Source organism: Demetria terragena DSM 11295, from assembly GCF_000376825.1.
Taxonomy (GTDB): Bacteria; Actinomycetota; Actinomycetes; order Actinomycetales; family Dermatophilaceae; genus Demetria; species Demetria terragena.
The window spans coordinates 1,842,131-1,859,259 of the sequence record NZ_AQXW01000004.1 but is presented as its reverse complement, the minus strand read 5'-3'; the positions used below and the strand labels follow the sequence as shown (position 1 = coordinate 1,859,259).

14 protein-coding genes and 1 pseudogene are annotated in these 17,129 nt (G+C 64.7%); 6 read left to right on the top strand and 9 right to left on the bottom strand.

Annotation, left to right across the window (positions count from 1 at the left end):
* The first annotated feature begins 20 nt into the window (after window positions 1-20).
* The 3 genes and pseudogenes from F562_RS0113300 to F562_RS20635 form a co-directional block, all read left to right on the top strand.
* The gene (locus F562_RS0113300; protein WP_018157463.1) at window positions 21-1,235 is read left to right on the top strand and encodes an ATP-binding protein; all 1,215 of its coding nucleotides are present in this window, start codon (window positions 21-23) and stop codon (window positions 1,233-1,235) included.
* Between the two features lie 618 nt (window positions 1,236-1,853).
* Window positions 1,854-2,117 (top strand): hypothetical protein, encoded by a 264-nt coding sequence (locus tag F562_RS0113290; protein ID WP_018157461.1) that lies wholly within the window; start codon window positions 1,854-1,856, stop codon window positions 2,115-2,117.
* A gap of 33 nt (window positions 2,118-2,150) precedes the next feature.
* Window positions 2,151-2,553: pseudogene (locus F562_RS20635) on the top strand (transposase); the annotation flags it as partial.
* 21 nt (window positions 2,554-2,574) lie between these two features.
* On the opposite strand, the gene F562_RS19195 reads toward F562_RS20635, so the two are convergent.
* Window positions 2,575-3,843 carry a helix-turn-helix domain-containing protein gene (locus tag F562_RS19195; RefSeq protein WP_156822657.1) on the bottom strand — a complete coding sequence of 423 codons (1,269 nt, stop codon included), beginning with the start codon at window positions 3,841-3,843 and terminating at the stop codon, window positions 2,575-2,577.
* Window positions 3,844-3,999: 156 nt separating this feature from the next.
* On the opposite strand from F562_RS19195, the gene F562_RS0113275 reads away from it, so the two are divergent.
* Genes F562_RS0113275 through F562_RS0113265 form a run of 3 tightly spaced genes read left to right on the top strand, consistent with a single transcriptional unit; the run spans window position 4,000 to window position 6,879 of the window.
* Window positions 4,000-5,058 carry an LGFP repeat-containing protein gene (locus F562_RS0113275; RefSeq protein ID WP_018157458.1) on the top strand — a complete coding sequence of 353 codons (1,059 nt, stop codon included), beginning with the start codon at window positions 4,000-4,002 and terminating at the stop codon, window positions 5,056-5,058.
* Window positions 5,059-5,104: 46 nt separating this feature from the next.
* A complete protein-coding gene (locus F562_RS20290; RefSeq protein WP_018157457.1) occupies window positions 5,105-5,944 on the top strand; it encodes an LGFP repeat-containing protein in 840 nt (279 codons plus the stop codon).
* Window positions 5,941-6,879, top strand: coding sequence for a glycoside hydrolase family protein (locus F562_RS0113265; protein ID WP_211206459.1), 939 nt, complete (start codon window positions 5,941-5,943; stop codon window positions 6,877-6,879). The genes F562_RS20290 and F562_RS0113265 overlap by 4 nt, the downstream gene beginning before the upstream one ends.
* Window positions 6,880-6,980: 101 nt before the next feature.
* Here the strand turns inward: F562_RS0113265 and F562_RS19185 are convergent, their stop codons facing one another.
* From F562_RS19185 to F562_RS0113215, 8 genes are all read right to left on the bottom strand, one after another.
* Complete coding sequence (locus tag F562_RS19185; RefSeq protein ID WP_018157455.1) at window positions 6,981-7,949, bottom strand: JmjC domain-containing protein; 969 nt, start codon at window positions 7,947-7,949, stop codon at window positions 6,981-6,983.
* The gene (locus F562_RS0113255) at window positions 7,946-8,962 is read right to left on the bottom strand and encodes a hypothetical protein (protein WP_018157454.1); all 1,017 of its coding nucleotides are present in this window, start codon (window positions 8,960-8,962) and stop codon (window positions 7,946-7,948) included. Before F562_RS0113255 ends, F562_RS19185 begins: the two co-directional genes overlap by 4 nt.
* Window positions 8,959-11,067, bottom strand: a complete 2,109-nt coding sequence (locus tag F562_RS0113250; RefSeq protein WP_018157453.1) for a DUF6624 domain-containing protein — start codon at window positions 11,065-11,067, stop codon at window positions 8,959-8,961. The genes F562_RS0113255 and F562_RS0113250 overlap by 4 nt, the downstream gene beginning before the upstream one ends.
* Window positions 11,068-11,553: 486 nt before the next feature.
* Window positions 11,554-12,102 carry an AAA family ATPase gene (locus tag F562_RS19180; protein ID WP_051080244.1) on the bottom strand — a complete coding sequence of 183 codons (549 nt, stop codon included), beginning with the start codon at window positions 12,100-12,102 and terminating at the stop codon, window positions 11,554-11,556.
* A gap of 100 nt (window positions 12,103-12,202) precedes the next feature.
* Window positions 12,203-12,412, bottom strand: a complete 210-nt coding sequence (locus tag F562_RS0113230) for a TOBE domain-containing protein (RefSeq protein WP_018157449.1) — start codon at window positions 12,410-12,412, stop codon at window positions 12,203-12,205.
* Between the two features lie 89 nt (window positions 12,413-12,501).
* Window positions 12,502-13,089 (bottom strand): putative immunity protein, encoded by a 588-nt coding sequence (locus F562_RS19175; protein WP_156822656.1) that lies wholly within the window; start codon window positions 13,087-13,089, stop codon window positions 12,502-12,504.
* Window positions 13,090-13,234: 145 nt separating this feature from the next.
* Window positions 13,235-15,124: an alkyl/aryl-sulfatase gene (locus F562_RS0113220; protein ID WP_026181266.1), complete on the bottom strand. Its 1,890-nt coding sequence runs from the start codon at window positions 15,122-15,124 to the stop codon at window positions 13,235-13,237.
* Between the two features lie 146 nt (window positions 15,125-15,270).
* Entirely contained in the window at window positions 15,271-17,106 is a 1,836-nt protein-coding gene (locus F562_RS0113215) for a calcineurin-like phosphoesterase C-terminal domain-containing protein (RefSeq protein ID WP_026181265.1), read from the bottom strand.
* Window positions 17,107-17,129 lie beyond the last annotated feature (23 nt).

The following is a 17,129-nucleotide window of genomic DNA, read 5'->3' as shown; positions in this document are numbered from 1 at the left end:
GAGGCAGATACGGTTATATCGTGGATCCGATCAAGAACCCGTATGCCCCAGGCGCAGGACAACGCCCGCCTGAACTCGCCGGCCGAGACTCGGAGTTGGAGACTTTCGGCGTCGTCCTACAGCGGATCTCCCGAGGCAAACCCGAGCGGTCAGTGGTGCTGACCGGGCTGCGCGGTGTGGGAAAAACGGTGCTGCTCAACGCTCTTCGATCTGCGGCGGTTCGCGCGAAGTGGGGCACCGGCAAGTTGGAGGCCAGGCCCGAGCAGCGGCTTCGGCGACCGTTGTCGGCGGCGCTGCATACTGCCGTACGCGAGATCGGGCACCCACAGGGCGATGACGTCGACCATGTACTTGGGGTGATCAAGTCATTTGCGCAGCGGGACTCGCCTTCAGGCACCAAGCTGCGCGAGCGGTGGAATCCGGGCATTGACGCGCCCGCGGTCGTCGGGCGCGCTGACTCCGGTGACATCGAGATTGATCTGGTCGAACTGCTTTCTGACGTCGGCGGATTGGCGGGTGATGTCGGCAAAGGCGTGGCGATCTACATCGATGAGATGCAAGACCTGCATCCGGACGACGTGTCTGCGCTGTGCGCGGCCTGCCACGAGATCAGCCAGGCCGCGCTTCCGGTGATCGTGGTTGGCGCTGGTCTGCCACACCTCCCGGCCGTACTCTCGGCGTCAAAGTCCTACAGCGAGAGGCTGTTTCGCTACGTACGTATCGACCGGTTGCCGCGTGACTTCGCCGACCGCGCGCTGCAGATGCCGGCTAAGGATGAGGGCGCCGACTTCACCCCGGCAGCACTCGACGCGATGTACGCCGCCACGGGCGGCTACCCGTACTTCATTCAGGCCTATGGCAAAGCGGTGTGGGACCAGGCGCCCGGCACTCCGATCGACGTGGACGACGTGAACGTCGCCGCGCCCGAAGCTGAATCCGAGTTGGCCGTGGGATTCTTCGGATCCCGGTATGAGAGAGCGACGCCCGGCGAGCGCGAGTATCTGCGCGCGATGGCCGACGCGGCGCTCGCGATCGCCGACCGAGACGACGAAGAGCTCGACGAGATCGAGTCAGTGCCAACGTCGGACGTGGCGAATCTCCTTGACCGCAAACCGCAGTCCCTGTCACCAGCGCGGGACGCGTTGTTGAAGAAGGGGCTGATCTACTCGGGTGAACGAGGGAGAATCGCCTTCACCGTGCCTCATTTTGGGCGGTATTTGCGGACTCAGGGATGAATACCCAGAACGCGTGGGCTGGTTTGGTTTGTCGGGTTTTTCCTGGTGCGGCGCCTTCGAGTCGAACCGGATCACTACTACATACGACCGGTGGGGTCGTCAGACGGGTTATACCAACGCCGATGGAGAGACCGGGACCACGGCGTATAACGCGGTCGGGCAGGTTGCTGCGTTGAGCGACCCGAAAGGTTCGACCACGTTTACGTATGACGGCAGTGATGCTGATGGCAAAGGTGAGCGGCGTGGTTTAGCGACGAAGGCGGTGGTGTCGCGCGCTGGTGGCAGCCCGCTGGTTTTCACGGGGCATATGACAGCACCGGTGGCCTGACCCGCCAAGACCTGCCCGTGAAGTTCACTGCCCGCAGTGTGCGGAATGTTCTGGGCCAAGAAACCGGGATTTCCTACGAGGGCAGGTCAGGCCGGTCACTGCGACCACGGACCCTGATACTGGCGAAACGACCTGGACCCCTGGGGCGCCTACCCGGGATGATTGGGTTGGGTGGACGGTGGATCGGGACGGGATGGGCCGTATCGCCCGGGAGCACAGCTCTACCGGGGCTGTGTTCAACCCTGACCCGGATGTCACGGCCGCTGAGCAAGGGCAGGAGCGAGTAGGCGATGTTGACCATCCTCGTGATCCTTCCCGTGTTTGCGGTGCTGCTCGTGCTTGCGGCGGGACCGTGGCGGCGGCTACGTCATCGTGTGCTCTCGAGTGCTACGGCGTTGCTCGCAGCTGCCGTCTTGGTGGTCTGGATCCACCAAGCGTGGGTCGTGGTGGCACTTCCGGTGCTGGTGGCCCTGTTTGCAGTGCCTTTCCATCTCGTGGACCTGCATCGGTCAACGGCGCGAGTCGATCGCGGTACGTCTTCGTCACATGGGTAGGGGCACATCGCGCGCGCTGCGTTGCATACGTCGCAACCCTGGCGGGTCGAGACCTTCAAGTTCACTACCCACCCCGAGCTGGTCGCGAAGGTCACTGATGTCGTGGGGCTATACCTGAACCCACTAGAGAACGCGATCGTGCTGTGCGTGGATGAGAAGTTCCAGATCCAAGCGTTGGACCGGTCCGCGCCGATGCTGCCGATGCAACCCGGGATGCCGGCCCGTAGCACCCACGACTACAAACGGCGCGGCACGACCACCCTGCTCGCCGCCCTGGAGATCGCCACCGGGAAGGTCACCGCCGCATGCAAGCCCCGCCACCGGCACCAAGAGTTCCTGGCGTTCCTCAAACAGGTCGCCCGCTCCTACCTCGAGGACGTCGATGCGCAGGGGCGACCCGATCCAGCTACACCTGGTGACGGACAACTACGCCACCCTGCCTTAAGAGCCGGATCTCTCAACGGTCGTCCGTGCACGGCTCAAGCAGGTGACTCATCGCGAGTTCGGCGAGAACGTGCTTTGCCTCGCCGCGGCTGCAATCCAATAGCGCCTGCACGTGCGCCACGTCGACATCGACGAGCGGGGCCCGTCCGAGGCGTGTGAAGGCGGCAGCCGCCATGGGGGTGAGGCGATGGACCGACGAGGACAACGTCGAGCGGTCCGAGGCGTCCGTCTGCTCCGGATCGAAGCGGCCGAGGGTGCGATCGAGCTCGTGGACCAGGCTCAACCAGGAGCCGGGTGCCTTGCTGGACATGCGAGCAGCCGCGATGCGCAGCGCGAGGGGAAGTCCGCCGCAACGTTCGACTACTTCCTGGGTTCGCGGGTCGGTTGCGCACGTCGGCACATGACTGTGCAGCAAGCGACGACAGTCATCTGGAGAGAGTGGGGCGACCTCGATCTGGTGGGCGCCGGGCGTGACCTGCAAGGCGGCAAGCTCATGACGACTGGTCACGATGACGAAGACTCCGGGGCCACTCGGCAGCAGGGGGCGCACCTGCGTGGCGTCGACGGCGTTGTCCAGCACGAGCAAGACTCGTCTGTCTGCGAGAGCAGTACGCAGCCGTCGAGTCCGCTCATCGACCCCAGGCGGTATGGCCTGCTCCTCTACGCCAAGACTGCGCAGTAGTGACGCGAGGGCGTGCTCGGGGGAGACCGGCGGCATCGCCGAGAAGCCGTGCAGATCGAGGAAGAGCTGCCCATCCGGGAATGCGTCGCGATGGTCATGTGCCCACTTCACCGCCACCGACGTCTTCCCGACGCCGACCGGGCCAGTGATAACCGCGACGCCAGGCGAACCGGCCCGTGCGTCGAGATAGATGTCATCCAATCGGCGAAGGTCGTCCTGCCGGCCGACGAATCCTGCCAGATCAGGAGGCAATTCACGCGGGATGAGCTTGTCGGGAGCCGGGGTGTGCTGATGCCGCCGAGTGGCGGCAATGTGGTCTCGTGCCGTGGCAAACCAGCGATGCTCTGCCGGGGGCACGCGCATGGCGATCAGCAAATCGTCCAGGACGTCGCTCGGTGGCAGCGTCGTACCCGAGAGGTAGGCGTACATCGAGCTCTGTGCGACGCCGATCTGGCGAGCCAATCCCGCGACGCTGAACCGGCGTCCTGTGCCGGCCCGCAGCCTGCGTTTGAGTGCCCGACCCAACTCAGCGGGTGTCTGAGGCGCCACCGAGTTCAGCTCGGGGAGCCTGTCGGATGTTGCGTTCAGCGAAACGTTCACCGGGTTAGGATGCCGTGCCCTGGCGCGGCGTGGGGATAACTCTGCGGGTGGACTTGTTGAGTTCACGAAGACGTCGTCTTCCAGGATTTCCAGGATTGCGCGTACGGCCAGATCGGTCGGGTGAGGATCAGAGCCCACCCGTATCGAGGAGAATTTGTGAGTACGAATAGTCCGCACCGCAGCCGTACCCGAATCGTCACCGCCCTGGCGGCCGCGTTGCTCAGCACAGCTGTTGCTGCGCCAGCGCTCGCGGCCCCTGGCCCCGGAAGCACCGAGGACACTAAGCGCTCAACGCGCGTTCCGCTCACTGCGCTGAGCCCCGCCGCCATGCGTGTACCGTGCGCGATCCCGGCCGAGGCCGACCCGGCTGTCATCCGCACGGTGCATTCGATCGGCCAGCAACGCAATGTCTCGCAGAAGGTCATGCTGGCGATGTTCGAGGCGGGCTGGGTGGAGTCGCACATGAACAACCTCGACTGCGGCCAGGAGACGTCGCAGGGGGTCTTCCAAATCCAGACACCCATGCACGGCAGCCCCGCGCAGGTGCGCGACGTGGTGTGGGCGACCAACTGGTTCATCAACACTGCGCTCCCCTTGGAGGCGTCGTCGCCCACTGCTGGTGTCCTCGCGGCCAACGTCGAGCGCCCGCGTGAAGACCTGCGCTACCGCTATCAGGAATCCGAGGGCAAGGCCCTTCAACTGATGGATCAGGCCCGCCAGCCCCACGGCAAGATCGGCGAGAAGTACGCCAGCATGGGCGGAGCATCCGGCGAGGTTGGGCCATTGGTCCGCGGCGAAGAGGCTGCCCGGAACGGTGGGCGCTTCCAGTTGTTCGCCAACGGCATCATCTCGTGGTCGCCTGCCACCGGCGCGTACTGGATTCACGGCCAGATCCTGGAGACCTACTGGAAGACCGATTCCGAAGCGGCCTGGGGCTTCCCGACCATGGATGAGATGGCCGCACACGCTGCGCCGGACGGAACCACAGGGCGCTACCAGTACTTCCAGAACGCCCTGTTTATGTGGAGCGAGAGGACCGGTCCGCAGATCATCCACGGCGAAATCTTGAAGGCGTTCGAAAACAACGGGCGCGAGAAGGCGCTCGGCTATCCGACCGGCGGCGAAGTCGCCGAAGGCAACGCGCGGGTGCAGAACTTCCAGAACGCCACGATCCGATGGACCCCCGGCGGCGGCGCCATCGTCACCAAGAAGTAACGGTCCGGATCTCACCGGCCCGCTCAAATCTCTGAAAGGAAACGTCATGGCAATCCACCTCTCACGACGGTCATTGATCATCGGGGCGACGGCGATCCCGCTCGGGGCCGCGGCCGTCGCAACGTCCTCGACCGCCAACGCCGCAGAGTCTCTGGGACGTGAGGATGTCCTCAACCGTGCGCGGCATCGCATCGCGATGGCCCCGCCGTATGTCTCCAGCAACAGCAGCTTGTCCGAGGGATACCGCACCGACTGCTCAGGATTCGTGGCCTATGCCTGGGCATCAGCCGCCCCTGGAGCTGCCACTCCCGCGATCGGATCGTCCGATGGCGGTTTCCGCATCAACTGGGACGACCTGCAGCCGGGCGATGCAGTCAACAACCCCAACCCCGGCGACCTCGGTCACGTCATCATGTTCGAGCGTTGGCTCGACGGTCGACGCGACGGATTCGTCGGGCTGGAGCACGCTGGCGGCGGTGCGCCGCGAGTGAAGAACCACTCCCGCGGCGCCTTGCAGGGCACCTATTTCGCCGTACGTCACGGCAACGTTGACATCAGGAAGCCGTACGGGCTCATCGCCGTTAAATGGGGCGAGGGTGATAACCGCAGGATCGTGGGCGAACCGACGAACGATGAGTTCAGCACCAACCCGCAGGGCTCCGGCCGGTTCCGCGACTTCGAGCGCGGCATGATCATTTGGAAGCAAGGTGCGCCGAGTGCCGTCATGGTGCACGGTGCGATCTTCGCGCACTACCGCGAGAATGGCTCAGAGACCAACTTTGGTTTCCCGCTTGGCGACGAGCAGGTCGAGGGCGCCGGTCGTATGCAGCGCTTTGAGCACGGTGTCTTGCACTGGGCCCCCGAGCGGGGAGTGTGGCGGACGTGAGTCTCTCTCGACGGCAGGTGTTGACCGCCGGAGCGGGTTTGACCGCTGGAGCGGGCCTGGCTGCCGCCGGGATCGGTACGTCATCGTCAGCCCGTGCGGACGGGCCGACGGTGAGCGCCGGGACGTTCAAGCGGATCTACGATCCCAGCGTCGGCACCCAGCAGTGGTACATCAACGATCACACCTTCGTTCGGGGTGACGACGGATGGCACCTGTTCGGGATCACCCACCCCGAGCCGGCAAACGCGGAGGACGAGCGCCAGTTCGCGCACGCGACGGCTCCAACCCTTGAGGGACCGTGGACCCGTCAAGACCCAGCGTTGACCTATGACCCGGGCTACGGCGAAACCGTCCTGTGGGCACCGCACGTGATCAAGCACGCCGACACGTACTACATGTTCTACTGCGGCGGTGGGTACGACCACTCGCGGTTCGCGATCAACCTCGCGACCTCGACTGACCTGTGGACCTGGCAACGCCACGCGGGTGGAACGCTCTTCCGCGATGGCTACGACGCCCGGGACCCCTTCGTCATGCGGCACGCCGATCAATGGGTCATGTACTACACCGCGACGTCCTATTCGGGAGGTGGTAACCACACCGTCATGGCCAGGACCAGTTCGGACCTGATCAATTGGAGCGAGTCTCAGGCGGTCTTCACCGACGCGAAGTCGGGCACGTGGGGTGGTGAAACCGAGTCGCCGTACGTCGTCCAGCGCGACGGCAGGTGGTATCTGTTCATCGGTCCACGCGGTGGCTACGTCGGGACGGACGTCTTCGTGAGCGATGACCCGTTTGCCTTCACCACCGCAGGGTTGTGTGGGCATCTAGCGAGCCACGCCGCGGAGATCATCAACGACGGAAATAGTTGGTGGGCTTCGCATTCCGGATGGGGACAGGGCGGGGTCAGCCTCGCACCGCTGTCCTGGAGTTAGTGCTCAGTCCGGCACCAACGCCCCGTCATCGCCTCCGAGTGGGAGGCGGTGGCGGGGCGGTGTCATGTCGTCCAGATTGCTCAATGCCAGGCCGATCAGCGTTAGTCGGCGTCGGGCATGGGCTGAAGTCCGGCGGACGTCCAGTACAGGTCGGAGGCTTCCCGGACGCGGCTCTCCCGCAGGCTCTCGGCGAATTGCTCGTACGCAGCGGTGATCGCCGTCGGCACCCCGGAGATTGCTCCATCGGCCTGGGGGAGCGCAACGTGTAAAGGCTCCGCCACCGCCGGCATGCCGACTTGGGACGTGGGACCGCGATTCATCAGTGAGTCAGTCGTCAGGTCCGCGACGAGACGCTCGATGTCATAGCGCAACCGGTGCTCGGTCCGGGGCAGCCCGATATTGACGCTCGTGGCTGCGTCAGCGTCCGCGCCCTCGCCGACGTGATAAAAGTTTGCAGGCCAATAGAGCAAGTCTCCGATGTCAGGCTCCACGACGAAAGAACTCTCGAGCAGGTGGGCATAGTCCTGCATCGAACTCACCTGCTCGGTCCACGGTTGCTCCCGCCAGAAGCGCATCCGTTTGCGGCCCTGGACCAGGAACATGAAGGTCGCGAAGCGGTCTAGGTGGACGCCGACGGGTGTCGCGGCATACGGCCCGTGGAAGAGGGTGGTGATCGCGCCGGTGAGTGGTAGCCCGACGCGATCCCACAACGGCATCAGAAAATCTCTCTCCTGCGACCACAAGGCTGAACTGTAGGAATGGAACGCAGCCACGAGCAGCGAGTAGGTCAACTCGGGACGCTCGCGACGCATGCGAGCCGCGTACTCGGCGAAGCCTGCGTCGTCAGCGCGGGGCAGGAGATCTTTGGTCAAGGTGCGACTGACGCCGTCGACCGTAAGCAAGATGCTGGAGTTGAGGGTGGCACTGGCGGCCTGAGCCGCGGCAAAGGCGGTGTCGAGATCAAACGGCGCGGGGTGTGGCTGCTTGATCAGCACGGGCTCACGGTCCCAGTAGCGCTCGACGAAGAGGTCCCAGTCCAAGCCGTTCTCCACAGCGATGGGCACGGTCATGACTTAACCTCCATGGCGTGAATGCGGTAGAGCCGGTCGAGTATGGCGTGCACGACCCGCTCGGGTGTGTGCTGCGCGAGCGCAGCGACGGTGATGTCCGGGGCGTCATTGATGCGCCGGATGAGCTCGCTCAGTGATGGATCTTTCACCGCGAAGAGGTGTCCGTTGGCGGCGCACAGCAACTCGGCCCCGACGGTGGCGTGCAGGATCGTGGTCGTGCGGTGCAGGCGATCATCTGCACCCCACGAGGCGCGGCTGCGGCGGGGAGCGGGCACGGGTTCCAGACCGCTGGCGCTGCATCGTTTGAGCCAGTGCGCCATAAGACGTCGTGGGTGATCGGGGTCGCCGACCGACTCCGCGACGTGAGTGGCGACCTCCCGATATGCCGCGACCTCCCGACCGTTTTCGCTCCACGGCACGTACGGCGTCGCCGACGTCCCGAAGACGCCGTCCAACTCGGCGGCCACCGTCTCGGCTGCTTCGGCGACGACGCGTCGGCTGTCGGTTCCGACGAGCATCCGCAGCCAGGTGGCCGAGGGCGTCCCGGTCCACATCGGGTCCTCACCGGGGGCCAGATGAGTGGTCTCTGTGGCCGACGGCGGCGTGGTCGTGCCGGACAGGAGCCACACGTAGGACTCTTGGTCAGGCGCGTGGATGACTTGGGGGGCCAATCCGTGGGAGTAGACCAGTTCGACATCGACGGGCAAGACGGGAGTTCCACGCTCATGCCAGATCGGCTGGACCAGGTCGCGCATCCACTGCCACCACATCGGATCATCGGCCCAAGGCTCGACGATGCGCAGGGCGAAGGATTCGACGCCGCTTGCAGCCAGACGCGCGGCATGGTCAGTTTCTGGCTCGCCGACATCGGGCAGGAGTTGAGCGGGCGCGTTGACCTTTCCGCCGGGCACCCACAACTGCATGCCGGGCAGCGCTCGGAACCTGTCGCCAGCCTTGAACGGCTGGCAGATGTCAGCGATCCGTGCGAAAAGGTCTCCGGGCAACGCGATCATCTGTTTACCCCTTCTGTCGATTGCTGCGTCAGATAGTGATTGAGGCGTGCGCGGTAGTCATCGAGCGGTTCGAGTCCGGCCGCGGAGCGGATGTCCTCGATCCGGGCGGGATCGGCCAACTGGTACGGCCGCAACGACCCGTCCGGTCCCTTCTCGAACTTGGTCCCGAAGAACTGGGGTTGCTTGCGTAGGACGGCCAGGCTGTCCAGCGCGCCCGCCATATCTGCCCATGCGACTCGGCCCAGCAATGCGGCATCGAGCATCGAGTCGACGAGATGGCCTTGGCGGTCGGCGTCGGTGGCGTGCTGCACGAGCTGGGCGGCGGCGCGCGCGGCGTCTTCACCGACCAGATCGGCCCCGGGCCAACCGTAGTGGCGGATCACGTCTTCCAGCCAGGTAAGAGCTGACGCGGTGAGTCGGTCGAGCTTTACTCGCAGGTCGTCGTCAGTGAATTCTGTTGCGGTCCAGAGGTTTCGAAGATGACCGTCGGTGCGTTGTATGCGCAGCAGTCGGTCCGTGAACTCATCTGGCAACGCGGCCCTGGGCTCGGGCAGCTCGAGGCGGACACGGCTGTCGTCCCACGTGAAGACGATGATGCGATCGCTGCCGGGGAGGGTCACGCTCGCCCGGCCCTGTCGCGAGTGCGGCGTCAGCAGTATGTGCACACCGGTGCCGACGTCGACGCTCAGCGCTGGGAGAGCATCGCGGACGTACTCCACGGCGTCCCGCACCACCGGCCCGAGAGAACTGAGGGTCAGGCCATCGCGCCAGCGGTCGATCTCAGCCGAGTCGACATCCCGCACCAGGTACGGCACGTCACCGTCGCGCAGCTGCGCGGCCTCCTGCGGGTTGGGAGGGTCACCCATCAGGGCATGGCAGGGGTCCTCGACTTCGCCCGCGAGCCAGGCGGCGAGGGCGTCGGTGTAGATCGCTGTCGGCCGTGTGAGGTAGCGGGTTCGAGGCAATTTTTCGTGCAGGGTCGATGCGACTGCGTCGCGATGCTGAGCGGTCACTACCCACGCATCGACGATGCCGCGCACGAAGTCCGTCAGCGAGCGTGCATATCCGACACTGCCGTCGGAGTTCGCGATGAGCGACCGACTGGAGGTGCGCCGGCACGACCGGTCTCTGCGCACCACGGCTCCGGATTGGTTGACGTGCACGATGGGCCCACCGCCGGTGCACGCCCGGGGCGAGGTCTCGATACCGGTGTGATGGTTTGAGGAGGCGCGGCCGTCGCGGGTCAACATCGTGCGGTGCAGCCCCATGCCAGGGTGCAAGAGCAATTCTGTGTCGATGGGGAGGAGTTCGAGCATGCCGGCATGCTCACGGGTGAGCACATTGTCTTCGCCGAGGTCAGTGACACCGAGCGCCGCGCACGCCCCGGCCAGCCACCCAGCCGCCAGCCACGTCGCGCGGGCGGCGTCCGGCCCTATCTGTGCTGCCACGACGCCGTCGATCGTGGTCGTCGACTCGGGGGCAGCGACATAGCGCTGCCAACTCAGGTCAGGCAGTTCGCTGGAGCGTTCGATTTCCAGTAAGGGCAAGCGAATCGTGCCCTGGCTGAGCACATTCAGAAGGGCGAATGCGCCGTCTGGCCCAAGAATTTCCTGCTCACCCGCGGCGGGTCGCTCTTTGAGCATCCACGCGCCGTCTCGCTCAGTTCGGATCAGGATCGGTCGACGAGCGCCGTGGTGGGACTCGGTCGGGAGCACCGTCAGCCCGGTGACGCGTCCACCAGCGGTCATTCGATCGCGGGCGTAGCACTCCAGGGCGGCGCGCACCGAGCGCAGAACCTGCGTCCGGCGCCAGTCCGCGAGATCGTGCCTGCCGCGCTGGATGAGCCCCAGCGCCATCGCGCTCTCGGCGTATGCGACGTCGGCAAGCCGCAGCGCACCGGGGCACAACGTTTCGCCGAGGTCGTGCGCGAGGAGGTTCAGGTCGGCGCCGAAGGCCTGCTCGTATGTAGCCCAGATCGAATCGGAAGGGCCACTCACCACCGCCTCGGTGGCAAGACTGTCATCTCCGACTCTGAGGAACGGCAATGGAATTCGCTGCATCGCGTCATCACGCAACGAGATGGGCGGACCACTTGGTCCGCCCATCTCGAGGCTACTCAGTAAGGCGAACAGTAGATGTTGACGCAGGTCTTCCAGGGCCCGCCGCCTGGGTCGCTCTGGGTGTCGATCTCCAACTCGCCGATGATCAGGTCGAGCTCTTCGGTGGTGTTGTCCATCGTGGCTCCTTTCGAGGTGATGGTTCAGTTCGAAGCGGACAGGTCAGGGTGCGAGTACGCAATACACGCCGCTGCAGGTCGGCCAGGGGCCGTTGACGCTGGTGGAGGCCTCGACCTCCAGGTCGCCGATGACTAGGTCGAGTTCTTCGGTGGTGTTATCCATGAAATCTCCTCATCTCCCCGGGCTGATGTGCCCGTCCGAGGTCGGTCTGACGCTCGTCCTTCGAATGTAATGTCGCTTTGGCCCCCGCACAGCGAACTTGACCGAGTCTTTGAAGACATAACGCACGGTTACCCTCGACCCCCTGTCACCTGCAGAACGCTCGCTCGTAGTGCTCGACTGTCAGCTGATCGGTTAACCGAATCGTGCGCCCATCCCAGGGTCGCGAGGCAGGACTGGACCGATGTGTTCGGAGACCATGTCCACCAGTCCCTGCAGATGAGGGGTCTGGTCGCCGTCCAGCACGACCTCGCCAGGAATACCGAGAACGTCGTCCGGGACATACCACTGGCAAAGCGTGTCCGCCGTGACCTCGGACGCGAGCGGTCGACTGGCGTGCCGACGCAACGTTTCGCTCAGGGAGACATCCAGATAGAAAACGTGGCGCTGGCCGTCGTGCTCGGCGATCAGGTTTCGAAGCATGTCGCCGTAGTGCTCGGAGAACAGAATCCCTTCCACGATGACGTGGTAGCCGATCCGCAGACAGAAGCGAACCGTCTCTGAAATCAGCGTGATGTTGTCCCCATTGGGTACGTCGTGTTCCCGCAGCACGATCCGGCGGAGGTGGTCCTGACCGACGTTCGCCGTACCTCGGCCCATCGCCAACTGCAACTCTCGCGCCAGGCTGGACTTCCCCGACGCTGAGTTCCCTCGAATCACGACAAGATGCTGAGGCTCTGCCATGGCCGTCAGGCTAGCCAGGGCATCGGCGAGTTGCAGGTTGCGGGCTAGCAAAAGACCGCTCCGCGATGGTCGCGGAGCGGTCTGAGGTGCAGGCGGTCGGTCAGTCGGTCGCGAGCAGTACGTCGCTCGCCTTCACCACGATGGTGACCTTGCCGCCAAGGGCGACACCGAGTTCGTCGGCTGCTTCCTTGGTGATGGAGGAGGTCACGACATCTCCGCCGGCAAGTTCGACCTTGACGGTGGTGGTCACGGCGCCGGTGTTGACCTCGGTGACGGTGCCCTGAATTTGGTTGCGTGCGCTGAGTCTCATGGCCGGATCCTGGCACGAAATAGCAGGCAACGCGAGTGTCCCCGCGAATGCGTTCCTGAGGGTCGAATGCCGTTGCATCTGAGAGGTTTTCACCGTTGGTTTGCTATGTCAGACTCGGGTGAAAGAGGCGCTTGTCGCGCAGGCTCACGGAGGCGCTCGTCCAAACTTCGCATGACCTCCGTGACCTCTCCCTTCGCCGCATCGACCCGCGGATAACGGCCGAGAACGTCCGCGACGGTCGTGGGCACGCCCAGCAGCGCGGCACTCTCAGCGTCCGCGCGCGCCAACGGATCGTGAGGTCGGCACTGCAAAGCGAGCACGGTGTGGGCAGGTCCACGCAGAATGTGGCCGACCTGAGCGGCGTCGGCCAGCGGATGAAGGTACGCCGACGCGGCAGCATCCCCGGCCGCCATGGCCGCGTGCCGGGCAGCCGGCGAAGACGCCTCCTTGGCCGCACGATGAGCCGCCGTCGCGCAGGTTCGTTGTGCTTGTGATCGTTGCCCGCCGCGTACGAATGCCTCGGCTGCGGCCAGCGCCTCACGCGGACGAGTGTCGAGCGGCACGGCAGTCTCGAAGAGATCGATGACCTGAAGTGCGCACGCAAGATTGAACGCGCTCACAGCCCGGAGTTCATCCAGAGTCAGGGTGACGCGAGGAGTGTGGCTCTCGCATGGCATACGGAACACGCTAGCGACGCTTCGACGGTAGAAGCAGAAATACCCATCGACTAGCGGCAAATGATGGGTGTTCGCTCGCACGAACCCAGCATCTGCCGCTAGTCGGTGGCCACCGCGACGCCGCTGAGCGCCCCGAAAGACCGGTTTAGGGCGTCACGATCGCGAAGTCTGGGTCGCCGGGGTCGAGTACGCCAGCGAGCTGGGCCAGTACCGAGGCATCGCCGGTGACCTCGATCCCGGCCTGCTTCATACCCTCGGCCGATAGCCCGCCCATGGCGATGGCAGGCAACGCCCGCGCGGTCGTCGTCAACGTCACGTCCGCCTCGTCCGGCTGCGCCGCTGAGGTATAGGTGAGAACCCCATTGCGTAGCGTGAGCCGATAGCGGGTGTCCGTGTCAGTGAGCACGACTCCGATCGTGAGTACGAGGTCCCACGCCTTCGGGCCATCGACCTGAATTGCGATCGCGTCGAAGAGCATCTCCGGCGTGAGCGCTGAGATGACATCGGCTGACGCCGCCACGGTCGGGGTGCCGAAGCCGCCGTCCCGCAACTCGGTCGCGCCGGAGAGATACGCGTTGCGCCAGATGCCGTTCTCGGCGCCGTATCCGAGTTGCTCGAAGGTGTCCGCGAGCAGGTCGCGCGCCGCTTGGTACTTGGGCTCGGCGAAGACGACATGGCTGAGAATCTCTGCGGCCCAACGGTAGTCGCCCGCATCGAAGGCTTCCTGGGCATTGGTGACGATCGCGTCAGCGCCCCCGGCGAGCATGATGTAGCGCTTGCCCTGCTCGACCGGCGGGTGCAGCCACAGGTGGGCCGGGTTTCCGTCGTACCACCCCATGTAGCGCTGATAGATCGCTTTGAGGTTGTGACTGACTGAACCGTAGTAGCCGCGCGCGTGCCAGGCCTGGTCCAGCGCCGGTGGCAGCGGGAGGTGTTCGGCGATCTCTGAGCCGGTCCATCCCTTGTTGATCAACCGCAGGGTCTGATCGTGGAGGTAGGCGTAGAGGTCGCGCTGCTCGGTCAAGAACGTCACGACCCGGTCCTTGCCCCACATCGGCCAGTGGTGCGAGGCAAAGACAATCTCTGCTTCGCCGCCCCACAGGTCGATCGTCTCGGTGAGATAGCCAGCCCAGGCGTGTGGGTCGCGTACCAATGCCCCGCGCAAGGTCAGGATGTTGTGCAACGTATGCGTCGCATCCTCCGCGGTGCACAGCGCTTTGTGGTCGGGGAAGTAGACGAGGAACTCGGCTGGCGCCTCCGAACCTGGCGCCATCTGGAAGACCATATGCACCCCATCGACCGTTTCCTCTTGCCCGGTCTTGGTGATGTCGAGCGTGGGGGAGATCAAGGTGATGTTGCCCGTCGAGACGGTCTGTGCGAGACCGGCGCCGACGGCTCCCTGCGGTCCACGGGCGAGCGCGGCACCGAACTGGTAGGCCGACCTGCGGGCCATGGCGGTCCCGGCGTAGACATTCTCCGAGGCGGCGTGCTCGCTGAACTCTGCGGGCGCGATGACCGGCACCTTGCCTGAGTCGACGTCCTCTTGAGACACAACCCCGCGCACACCACCGAAGTGGTCGACGTGCGGGTGCGTAAAGAGCACGCCCGTGACCGCCTTATCGCCACGGTTCTCGCGATACAGCGCCAAGGCTGCGGCGGCCGTCTCCTCGGTGACCAAGGGGTCGAGAACGAGGACGCCTTCGTCGCCCTCGATGAAGGTCACGTTTGCCAGGTCGAAGCCGCGTACCTGATAGATGCCGGGTACGACCTCGAACAGCCCCTGAATCGCGTTGAGGCGCGACTGGCGCCACAGGCTCGGGTTAACCGTGTCGGGTGCTTCACCCTGCAGAAAGTCGTAAGTGTCGTTGTCCCACACGACCTTGCCCGCATCGTCGGTGATCGCGTTTGGGGACCGCTTGGCAATGAAGCCGCGGTTGGCGTCCTCGAAATCCTGTTCGTCTGAAAAGGGAAGCGCCTCGCGCATGCGCTGCTGGTGGGCGCGGATTGTGGGGCTTGCTTCACGGGGAGTAGACACGGTTGGGGTCCCTTCGACGAGGTCAGGCGGACTCGGGTTGTGCAGGTCTCTCAACCTACGGCACATACATCCTGACGTCTGCTGCATCGAGCAGACGACCGGAAAGCGGGCGCCACGGCGTGGCGCCCGCTTCCTGAATTCAGTTGTTACTGAACGGCTTTCGCCTTGCCAATGGTGAAGTCAATCGTCTTGTTAAACGTCCGGCCATGGACGTCAGTGGCCTCCACCTCGGCTGTGTGCTTGCCAGCCTTGAGGCCCTTGGGGAGGTTCGTCCGCCACAAGTGCATCGATCGGTCGGCGACACTGCCGCCGTGGACCAGTTGCTCCTGAGTGGCGGCCGGGTCTGACCACTTGGCGCCCACACGAGACGCTTCTCCGGTCATGCTCTGCGTGCGTTTCGCGGTGACCGGCTTCCCGCCGTCGATCGATACCTTGACCGTTGAGCCGGTCGATCCGAGGTGGAAGTTGGTGGTCAGCCAGGTGCCCGCATCCAGATCTGCCTTGCTCACCGTGGTGGAGTCAGCAAACGGCTCCGCGCCGCCCTTGGACTTGGTTCCCGTGTAGTGCTTGGCGAACCACTCTCGGTAGCGCGGAGAGTTCATCCCGAGGCTCATCTGCTCGGAGTCTTTCTCACCGCGGATCGTGAATCGTTCTTTGACTTTGGTGCCCTGGAGGTCGAGCGTGAGTACGCCGGGACGGGCGCCATCGCGCTGGACGGCCTTGGGATAGCCCTTGGGGTCCATCTGTCCGGAGAACCAGTCGCCGGAGATCGCGCCAGCGGTGATGTGGTTGAACGGGAGCTTGTCCACGCCCATCACCGACTTCCAACCCGCGACCGAGTCGCCCTTGCGCAGGTTTTCCAGTGAGTGCGTGTGCCCGCCGAGAGCGATCGCCTCTCGGTTGCCGATCAAGCGGTAGATCTCCTTGACCTGCGCTACCTGGTGCTGGGGGAGGTCGTGGTCGGCGAAGTCAAGCAGCGGAATGTGCATGGCGAGCACGACCACCTTGTTCTTCGGCACGGTGGCGAGGTCGTTGCGCAGCCATTGCATTTGCCGCTCGTCGATCGATCCGGTGTACGACTTGCCGGCCGGGTATTCCACAGAGTTGAGCGCTACGACGTGCGCCTTGCCCACGTCGTAGGAGTAGTACTCCGGGCTGAGGCTGGCCCGGAAGGTGTCCATGGAGTGGGCGCTGTCCTTCGCATCCAGGTCCATGTCGTGGTTGCCCGGGAGGAAGCGCGCGGGGCCGTTGAGCGTACGAGCCGCCTTGCGTACGTCGGGATACAGCGACAGGTCGTCACCCACGATGTCGCCAATGAACAGCGAGCCGCAGCTGGAGTAGTCCGTGCGCTTCGCGAGGTCGGCGAAGGCGCCCTTCAGGGCGTACTCCATCTCCTGCTTGTCGTAGGGCTGAATGTCTCCACCGATGACACAGGACTGCTTGTTTTTGCCCTGGGCCGGAGCTTTGACCAAGCCGAAGTTGATCTGGTCGGGCAGCGGGCCGGTCGGTTCGATGCCGCCGTACTTCAACGTCGGTGAACCCTGAGGAAGGTGGTGGTAGTGGAACTGGGGGATGTTGTCCGCATCCACCGGAACGGTGTATCCGCTCGGCTGAGTGACGGTCACAGTCATGTTCTTATAGACCGGCAGCTCATAGCGGCCGTCGGCGTCCGTACGCGTGGTGTCGCGGCCGTTAGAAACCACGACGCCGGGTCGACCGAGCTCATCCGAGTCGGCCTGGGAATCGCGGTCGCGGTCAATAAAGACCCGGCCGTCGATGGTCTTCGCGCCAGCGGCTGATCCGACGACTTCGGGGGCGCCGCGATAGGCGGTGTCCGCCCACGAGGAATCTCCGTTCTGCGCGGGTGAGGAGGGGAGTGAGGACGAGTACGCCGGGACGGTGAGCCCGCCAGCGGTGAGAGCGAGCGCCACGGTTGCCACGCTCATACGCGCAGCCGGCCGGGATAAGGAATGCCAAGACATGGGTGTTCCTTCGTGAGTACGGG